The following is an 8,486-nucleotide window of genomic DNA, read 5'->3' as shown; positions in this document are numbered from 1 at the left end:
CGCTGACGCTGGCGCTGTTCGACGAGGAACTCGCCGAGACAGCGAGGGGGGATCGGCCCCGGGCCGACGGCGGACGGACACGCCGGTGCGCCGTGCCGCCGCTGCGTGGACGGTCGGTCACACCGAGTGCGCGAGTGATGATAGCCCCACGCCACGACGGCCCGACCGGGCCGGTCGCACACCGGCCCCCGCGCACGCACGCGATCGACACGCGCGCGCGGCCTACAGGCGCATGCCGTCGACACGCGCACGCCGTTGACACGCGGGGTGCGCGTGGGGCCGCCACAGCCCCGTACGCTTCCGGCACGTGCGGTCGTGACCCCGCACGCCTGAGACCCGCACGTCCCGCGCACCCGGCCCCGCCCCGCCGCCCGCCCCCACCGCCGTACACACGCGTCCCGGTCCTCCGCACCGAGCGGGGGACCGGGACGCGGCGGCGGGCTGATCAGGGCAGGAGCTTGTCCAGGGCCGCCGGCCCCTCCTGCTCCAGCTTCCGCTTCGCCCACTCGATGTTGCGCGGGGTGATGTCCCGGCCCGCGGCCAGTACGACGTCCTCGGGGGACACTTCGGTGCCGGTACGGGCGTGGAGCAGCCTGTCCGGGGTGGTGCGGTCCCGGGACGGCCGGGACGCGTCGGGCTCTGACGTCGGCATGGTGCGACTCCTCCGGTCCGGATGGGTGTCGGCGGCCCTGGTGCTGTCATCGGGCCCACTAACACCATTCACCGCGGGAGCGCACCCTGCATCCGGAGAGGGGCGAGCGCCCCCGAGAGCCTTCGACTCCGCGCACCGGGTGCCCCGCGCGCCACACCCGTAACCCCCCTGCCCGAGATGCCGATCGGCCGGTGAGGGGGTGCAATGGGAATCAACGGGAGCCGGACGGAACGTCCGGCGCAGTCGACCGGGACGGCCGAGACCATGTCACCCAGTCACGCGGACAAGGGGGGACCTCCCGCCCGGGGGATCCTGAGGCGGCTCGGAGAATGGTGCGCCAGGCACTTCGTGATCGTCCTGGTGGCGTGGTTGATCGCGGTCGTGGCGCTGCAAGCGCTCAACCGGTCCGTGGGCGGCGAGTACTCCGACAACTTCACGATCCCCGGCGTGCAGTCGTCGCAGGGCCTCGACGTGCTGAAGGCGCACGATCCGCAGGCCGGCGGCTACAGCAGCCAGATCGTCCTGCACGACGACGAGTCGCTGACCGCCCTGTCCTCGCCGATGTCGACCACGGTCGGGGACCTGGAGAAGCTGCCGCACGTGCTGTCCGCGCAGAACCCGCTCACCCAGGCCCAGCAGCAACAGCAGCAGTCCCGATCCCAGCAACAGCAGTCCCAGCAGCAACAGCCCGACAACGTCGGCCCGCTGTCCACCGACGGCAAGACCGCCTACATCACCGTCCGCTTCGACGTGCAGCCCTCCACCCTCGGCGACGACTACCTCACCGGTGTCGATCGTGCGGTCGAGCCGCTGCGCGACGCCGGGGCGCAGGTCGAGTACGGCGGACCCCTCGGCGAGCTGGCGCGGCCCGCACCCGACGACCGGGTCAGCGAGGCGATCGGCTTCGGCGTCGCGATCGTCGTCCTGCTGATCGGCTTCGGCAGCGTCCTCGCCGCCGTCATGCCGCTGGTGACCGCCCTCGTCGCCGTGCTCGGCGGGCTCGCCGTGCTGGGCCTGCTCGCGGCCGCGTTCACGTTCGCCACCGTCTCCCCGACCCTCGCCACGATGATCGGACTCGGCGTCGGCATCGACTACGCCCTGTTCCTGATCACCCGTCACCGGCAGAACCTGATGAACGGCGCCGACCCGGCCCGGGCCGCGGGCCACGCCACCGCCACCAGCGGCCGGGCCGTCCTCGTCTCCGGCTGCACCGTCATCGTCGCACTGATGGGCCTGTACGCGTCCGGGGTGTCCTTCATCGGGAAGCTCGGTCTCGCCGCCGCCGTCACCGTCGTCTCCGCCGTCGCCGGCGCCCTGACCCTCGTACCGGCCCTGCTCGGTCTGCTCGGCCGCAGCATCGACCGGTTCACGGTGCGCCGCCCGGTCGCCGAGGCGGACGCGACGGCGGACCAACCGAAGGGCACCTGGCACCGGTACGCCAAGCGCGTCGAACGCCGCCCGTGGCAGTTCCTGGCCGCCGGTGTCGCCGCCGTCGTCGTCCTGGCGATCCCTGTCTTCTCGATCCAGCTCGGACACATCGGCGACGGCGCCGACCCCACGTCCTTCACCGACCGGCGCGCCTACGACCTGATGACCGACGCGTTCGGGCCCGGCTCCAACGGCCCGCTCACCGTCGTCATCGACCAGAGCGACGTACCGTCCTCGCAGCGCGCCGACCTGGCCTCCAACGCCCAGAAGGTGCTCGACGCGGTGCCCGGCGCCGCCACGGTGACCCCGCTGACCACCACACAGGACGGCGACGTCCTCATCGCCACCGTCTACTCGCAGAAGTCCCCGCAGGACGCCGCCACCACCGACCTCGCCAACCGGCTCGTCGACCACACCCTCCCGCAGGCCGTCTCCGGCACCGACGCCCACGGCTACGTCACCGGCACCACCGCCGCCCAGGTCGACTTCCGCGACATCGTCGCCAGCAGGCTGCCGCTGATCATCGGTGTCGTCGTCGCCCTCGCCTTCCTGATCATCCTCGCCGTCTTCCGCGGCCTGCTCGTCGCCCTGAAGGCGGCCGTCCTCAACGTCCTGTCCATCGCGGCCTCGTACGGCGTGGTCGTCGCCGTCTTCCAGTGGGGCTGGGGCGGACCCGCGCTCGGCGTCAACGGCAAGGTGCCCATCGAGAGCTATGTCCCGATGATGATGTTCGCCATCATCTTCGGCCTCAGCATGGACTACGAGATCTTCCTGCTGTCGCGCGTGCACGAGAACTACATGCGCACCAAGAACGCCGAGGACGCCGTAGCGCACGCCCTGGAGATCACCGCACGCGTCATCACCTGCGCCGCGCTGATCATGGTGAGCGTGTTCGCGGCGTTCATCATCAGTGACAACATCGTCGTCAAGATGCTCGGCCTCGGCCTCGCCGTCAGCGTCCTCATCGACGCCACCGTGGTCCGTCTGCTGATGGTGCCCGCCGTGATGACCCTGCTCGGCAGCCACGCCTGGTGGACCCCGAAGTGGCTGGACCGCGTCCTGCCGCACATCGACGCCGAAGGGGACCACGAGGCCGCCGTCACGCCTGCCGGGCCTCAGGCGCCAGAACGAGCATCGTGACATCGTCCTCGAGGACCTCGGCGTACCCGCCGAGGTCCGCCCACAGCCGCCCCGGCAGCGCCGCCGTCGGCGCGGACGTCAGCGCCGCCAGCCGCTCGGCCAGCGGATAGAACACCCCGGCCGCGTTCCGCGCCTCCACCACACCGTCCGACACCAGCAGCAGCCGGTCCCCGGGCCGCAGCGCCACCGCCACACCGCTCGGCGGGCCCAGCCCGGGCAGCCCGAGCCCCAGCGGCTGCCACGGCTCCACCGCCAGCTCCGTCGCCGTCCCCGCACGCAGCAGCAGCGGCGCCGGATGACCGCAGGACACCGCCCGTACGGCGCCCGCGTCCGGCGAGAACTCCAGCAGTACGGCCGTGGCGAACAGCTCGGCGTTCGGGGTGTGCGCCGAGTCCGCCTCCAGCCGCCGGTCCAGCCGTGCCGCCACCCCCTCCAGGTCCGGCTGGTCCAGCACGGCCTCCCGGAACGCGCCGAGCAGCGAGGCGACCGTCGCCACCGCCGCCAGACCGTGCCCCTGCACATCGCCGAGCACCGCCCGCACCCCGAACGGCCCCTGCCGCACGTCGAAGAAGTCACCCCCGACGAGCGTGCCGTCCTGTGCCGCCCGGTACAGCCCCGCGCAGCGCACCGCCCCCACCCGCTCCGGCACGGGCGGCACGATCGCCTGCTGCGCGGCGGCGGCGACCGTGCGCTCCAGATCGAGCTGGGCGTCCCGGCGGCTGCGCACGAACGACACGAACACACTCAGCCCGGCGACGAAGCACACCGTGAGCAGATCGGTCTGCCCCGGCTGGTCCAGACGGAAGGCGGGAATGTTCAGCATCGCGATCACGGCCCCGCCCAGCACGGCCGTCGCGACCGGTCCGTACGACAGCACGGCCAGCGGCGGGATCGCGCCCAGCAGGAACCCGATCTCCAGGTTCTCGTCGCTGACCAGCGTCGCCACGCACACGGCGACGATCAGCGCGACGGGCAGCGCCCGCACCCACCACGGAGGCGGGGCACCGCGCAGCCATCCGCGCGACTCCGCCGCTCGACGCGAACCCGGCCCGCCCGAACCGCCCATGGGACCACGCTCCTACGCCGGCCCCGGCACCGCACGCCGGGACCGCGGTCCGGGCGAAGCCGTACGGGAGCCTGTTGCGCGGCACGCGTCCCGTCCCGCGCGTCAGGCGCGCTGTGAGGCTCCCGCGAGCAAGGCCTCCGCCTCGGCGAGGATCTCGGTGACCCGGAGGGCGAAAGCGGCGTCGCACGGGTGCGGCCCGCCGCCGAGCGCCGCACCCCGCAGCGCGTCGGCGGCACGCCCGAACGCCGCCACGGCACCCTCGGCGGCGTCCGGCAGCAGCGCCCGCCCGGCCTCACCGCGCAGCTCCACCTCGACACCCGCGGCGGCGGGCGGAGCCGTCAGGCTCAGCGTCACCGTGCTCGACGCACCCCGCTCGTGGTCCAGCACCAACTGCACCGTGTCGCCCGGCCCGGCCACCGCCGTGGCCACCCGTCGTACGTCGCCCAGGACCGGCAGCAGTACCGACAGCGCATGCGGGCCCACGTCCCACAGCGCGCCCTTCGTACGGCGCCACGGCGAGTCGGCGAAGGGGCTGTCCCCGGTGAACACGGCACCCAGCCACAACGCCCGCGCGGTGAACCAGCCGCCACGGTCCGCCTGTTCGGCGATCCACGCCTCGGGCTCAGGCTGGAACCGGGTCGTGAAGAAGACCACCGACGCCACCCCGGCCCCGCGCACCGCCCGAGCGACCTCCCGCCCCTGCGTGACCGTCGTCGCCAGCGGCTTGTCCAGCAGCAGATGCCGTCCGGCCCGCGCCGCCCGTACCGCCAGACCCGACTGCACGTCCGGCGGCAGGGCGACGGCCACCGCGTCCACGTCCGCGAGCAGCGCGTCCACGTCGTCGTAGGGCCGCGTGCCGTGTTGTTCCGCCAGCTCCTTCGCCGCCTCCGGGCGGCGCCCCCACACCCCGGCCAGTTCCAAGGCGTCGTGCGCCGCGAGGGCGGGCGCGTGCACCATCCGCGCCCAGGGTCCGGTGCCGAGCAGTCCGATGCGCATACCGCCGCCTCTCCCTGGGAGACCGACCAGATCATGCCGAGCCTGCCATACCGGGCGGGACAGCGGGCACGCCCGGGCCGGGCCTCAGACCGCGGGACGCTCCTGGGCCCTGGGCGCGGTGGCCGCTGTGGAAGCGGCGGGCGCGGCCGGCGGTGCCGCGGGCGTGCGCCCCCGGCCGGCGACGAGGCGGAACGGACGTCGCAGGGCGAGGCGGCGGTGACGCCTGGGCGCCGGATCGAGCAGCCGCTCCTCGATCCGGTCGAGGACCAGCAACAGCAGGGACATGAGCGGCAGCAACGAGACGGCGACCCAGAGCACGGCGTCCTCCTCGGCCAGGCGACAGGCACACGAGTGCTCCGGATCCGCCTTCCCATGCCCCGGAACCCGTCGGGCGCGGTGAAAGCGCGGGGAAAGCCGTGAAGCTTCGCGAACAACTGTGGCGGATTTCGTGACGGAAGGGGCGAATCGGCCGGTGCTGCTCGTGAGACCGGTGACTTCGCCGGTCCGCGGACCAGGGGGCGCCGCCGACAGTGGCACCGCCGAAACGACGGCGGCGCCCCCCTTCCCCAGGGCGGCCCGCCACGACCGAGAGGACGACTCGTCGTGCAGCACCCCCACACCCGCACCGCGCACCGCTCCCGCCGCGGCGGCCGGCTCGCCGCCGCTGCCGCCGCCCTGACCGCCGTGGTCGGGCTCACCGCATTCGGCGGGCCCGGCGCGCACGCCGCCGACAACCCGTACGAGCGAGGCCCGGCACCCACCGAGGCGAGCATCGAGGCGTTGCGCGGCCCGTACGCCGTCTCGGAGGTCACCGTCTCCCGGCTGTCCGTCTCCGGCTTCGGCGGCGGCACGATCTACTACCCCACCAGCACCGCCGACGGCACCTTCGGCGCCATCGCCGTCTCGCCCGGCTTCACCGGCACCCAGTCCTCCATCGCCTGGCTCGGACCGCGCCTGGCCTCGCAGGGCTTCGTCGTGTTCACCATCGACACCATCACCACCCTCGACCAGCCGGACTCCCGCGGACGCCAGCTGCTCGCGGCCCTGGACTACCTCACGCAGCGCAGTTCCGTCCGCGGACGCATCGACAGCAGCCGGCTCGGTGTGATGGGCCACTCCATGGGCGGCGGAGGTTCCCTGGAGGCCGCGAAGAGCCGGCCCTCGCTCCAGGCGGCGATCCCGCTCACCCCGTGGAACCTCGACAAGACCTGGCCCGAGATCAAGACGCCGACCCTGATCTTCGGCGCCGACGGCGACACGATCGCTCCGGTCCTCACCCACGCCGAGCCGTTCTACAACACGCTCCCGTCCTCCACGGACCGGGCCTACCTGGAGCTGAACGGGGCCACCCACTTCACCCCGAACGTCTCCAACACGACGATCGCGAAGTACAGCATCTCCTGGCTGAAGCGCTTCATCGACAACGACACCCGCTACGAGCAGTTCCTCTGCCCGATCCCGCGGCCGAGCCTGACCATCGAGGAGTACCGCGGCAACTGCCCGCACACCTCCTGACCCGGCCCGACACCTCGTACGACGGCGACCGTGCGGCAGCGCCCACGGTCGCCGTCCGCGTTGTGCGCGTGCAGCGGCGGGGGCGGCGGGTATTGGGACGCGGCACACTCCCGCACACGGCCCGGCCCGGTGAGGACGCAGGTCAGCCGATCGATGAACCATCAATCCTTCAAATCCGTATGGCTTTTGCTCCGCGTTACGGCTGAGTAACGTCGCGGGAATGACCGGACGGACGACGACCGAGAGACCGGCGGCGCCCGCCTACCGCCCCGGCGCCCTGGGCAACCGGCTCGCCGCGCTGCTGGACCGGCTGCGCGACGAGGGCGGCGCCCACCTGGTGACCGCCGAACCGGGCGGCGGACGCACCGCCTTCCTGGACCACGCCGCACGCTCCCACGACGGGACAGGACCCGTGCTCCGGGTACGGCACGACCCGACCGACACCCACGAGCCGTACGCCGGCCTGCGCGCCCTGTACCGGGCGGCCGGGGCGGTGACGGACTCCCGGGCCGCTGAACCCACCGCGGCGCTGCACCGTGCCGGACAGGCCGCAGGACCCCAGGCGGCCGGGTGGGCCGGGTCGGCCACGGCACCCGGGGTGCCCGGTCGGGCGGCAGCGCCGCACACCGCAGGACGGGTCAGCTCGCCGGAGCCCGTCGGCCTCGCCGCGGATCTCCGTACGGCGGACCCCCGCACGGCGGATCTCCGTACGGCGGAGTCGCGTACGGCGGATCTCCGTGCGGCGGAGTCGCGTACGGCGGACCCCCGCACCGCTGCCGACGCCCTCCTGACGGTGCTTCACCGGGCGGCCGGTTCCCGCCCGCTCCTGCTGTGCGTGGACGACGCCCACCTCTGGGACGCCCCCTCCCGCGCCGTGCTGGGCGAGGCCGCGGCCCGCCTGCACACGAACAGCCGCCCGACTCCCGTCGCCGACCCGCACCCAGGCGACCCGGCGGGACCCGGCGGGCGGGGCAGCGTCGTACTGCTGATCAGCGTCGCCGGACACCGGCCCGTCGACCGGGACTTCGCGGGACTGCCCGTCCTCCGCCTCGACCCGCTCACCCCGGACGACGCGGCCGACCTCCTGGAGGAGGCCACCGGTACGGCTGTCGACCTCGCCGTACGCGACACCCTCGTGGCCGAGGCCGAGGGCAACCCGGCGCTGCTGCTCGCACTGGCCCGCCGCCTCACCGCAGCGCAGCTGGGCGGCGAGCGGCCCCTGCCCGAGCCGGTCGCCGACGCCGAGACGATGAGCGAAGCCCTCGGCGCCCACCTCACCGGGCTCCCGCCCGAGCGGCGCACACTTGAGCTGACCGTCGCCGCCGCGCTGCACGCCACCGGCGCACCGGACGCGGACGCCGCCCCCGTGCACCGGGCCGTCGCGCTGCTGGACCCGAGCCCCGCACAAGCCCTGCCGGACACCCTGCGCGCGACCGCCGACGGACGGCTCCGCCCGTACAGCACCCTGCTGCTGCGCGCGCTGTACACCACCGCACCGGCCGGGCTGCGCCGTACCGTCCATGACGCGCTGGCGCGCGCACTGCCCGCGAACGACCGCCTGCCCGTCCTGCTGCACCGCTCCTGGGCCACCGCCGGACCCGACCCCGCCCTCGCCGCCGCGGCCCGCACGGACGCCTACGACGACGCGGCGCGTGCCTCGCACCACGACGGCATCGGCCGGGTCGGCTC

6 protein-coding genes and 1 pseudogene are annotated in these 8,486 nt (G+C 74.0%); 3 read left to right on the top strand and 4 right to left on the bottom strand.

Features of this window, described 5'->3' with window-relative positions:
• Positions 1-445 precede the first annotated feature (445 nt).
• Positions 446-652 carry a hypothetical protein gene (locus MTQ10_RS24295; RefSeq protein ID WP_247472293.1) on the bottom strand — a complete coding sequence of 69 codons (207 nt, stop codon included), beginning with the start codon at positions 650-652 and terminating at the stop codon, positions 446-448.
• Positions 653-916: 264 nt separating this feature from the next.
• Here MTQ10_RS24295 and MTQ10_RS24290 point away from each other — a divergent pair, with 264 nt between their 5' ends.
• Positions 917-3,220 carry an MMPL family transporter gene (locus MTQ10_RS24290; protein WP_247472292.1) on the top strand — a complete coding sequence of 768 codons (2,304 nt, stop codon included), beginning with the start codon at positions 917-919 and terminating at the stop codon, positions 3,218-3,220.
• On the opposite strand, the gene MTQ10_RS24285 is transcribed toward MTQ10_RS24290, so the two are convergent.
• From MTQ10_RS24285 to MTQ10_RS24275, 3 genes are all read right to left on the bottom strand, one after another.
• On the bottom strand, positions 3,180-4,286 hold the full coding sequence (locus MTQ10_RS24285; RefSeq protein ID WP_247472291.1) for a PP2C family protein-serine/threonine phosphatase: 1,107 nt from the start codon (positions 4,284-4,286) through the stop codon (positions 3,180-3,182). The genes MTQ10_RS24290 and MTQ10_RS24285 overlap by 41 nt on opposite strands.
• 102 nt (positions 4,287-4,388) lie before the next feature.
• Complete coding sequence (locus MTQ10_RS24280) at positions 4,389-5,282, bottom strand: Gfo/Idh/MocA family protein (RefSeq protein WP_247472290.1); 894 nt, start codon at positions 5,280-5,282, stop codon at positions 4,389-4,391.
• 84 nt (positions 5,283-5,366) lie between these two features.
• On the bottom strand, positions 5,367-5,600 hold the full coding sequence (locus MTQ10_RS24275; RefSeq protein WP_247472289.1) for a hypothetical protein: 234 nt from the start codon (positions 5,598-5,600) through the stop codon (positions 5,367-5,369).
• Between the two features lie 285 nt (positions 5,601-5,885).
• Between MTQ10_RS24275 and bdeA the strand changes: the two genes are divergently transcribed.
• Positions 5,886-6,797, top strand: a complete 912-nt coding sequence (gene bdeA, locus MTQ10_RS24270) for a bis(hydroxyethyl) terephthalate hydrolase (RefSeq protein ID WP_247472288.1) — start codon at positions 5,886-5,888, stop codon at positions 6,795-6,797.
• Between the two features lie 220 nt (positions 6,798-7,017).
• A pseudogene (locus MTQ10_RS24265) lies at positions 7,018-8,486 on the top strand (AAA family ATPase); the annotation flags it as partial.

It is taken from the genome of Streptomyces sp. XM83C, assembly GCF_023072675.1.
Lineage (GTDB): Bacteria > Actinomycetota > Actinomycetes > Streptomycetales > Streptomycetaceae > Streptomyces > Streptomyces thermocoprophilus.
This window is presented reverse-complemented; position numbering and strand designations above follow the sequence as displayed.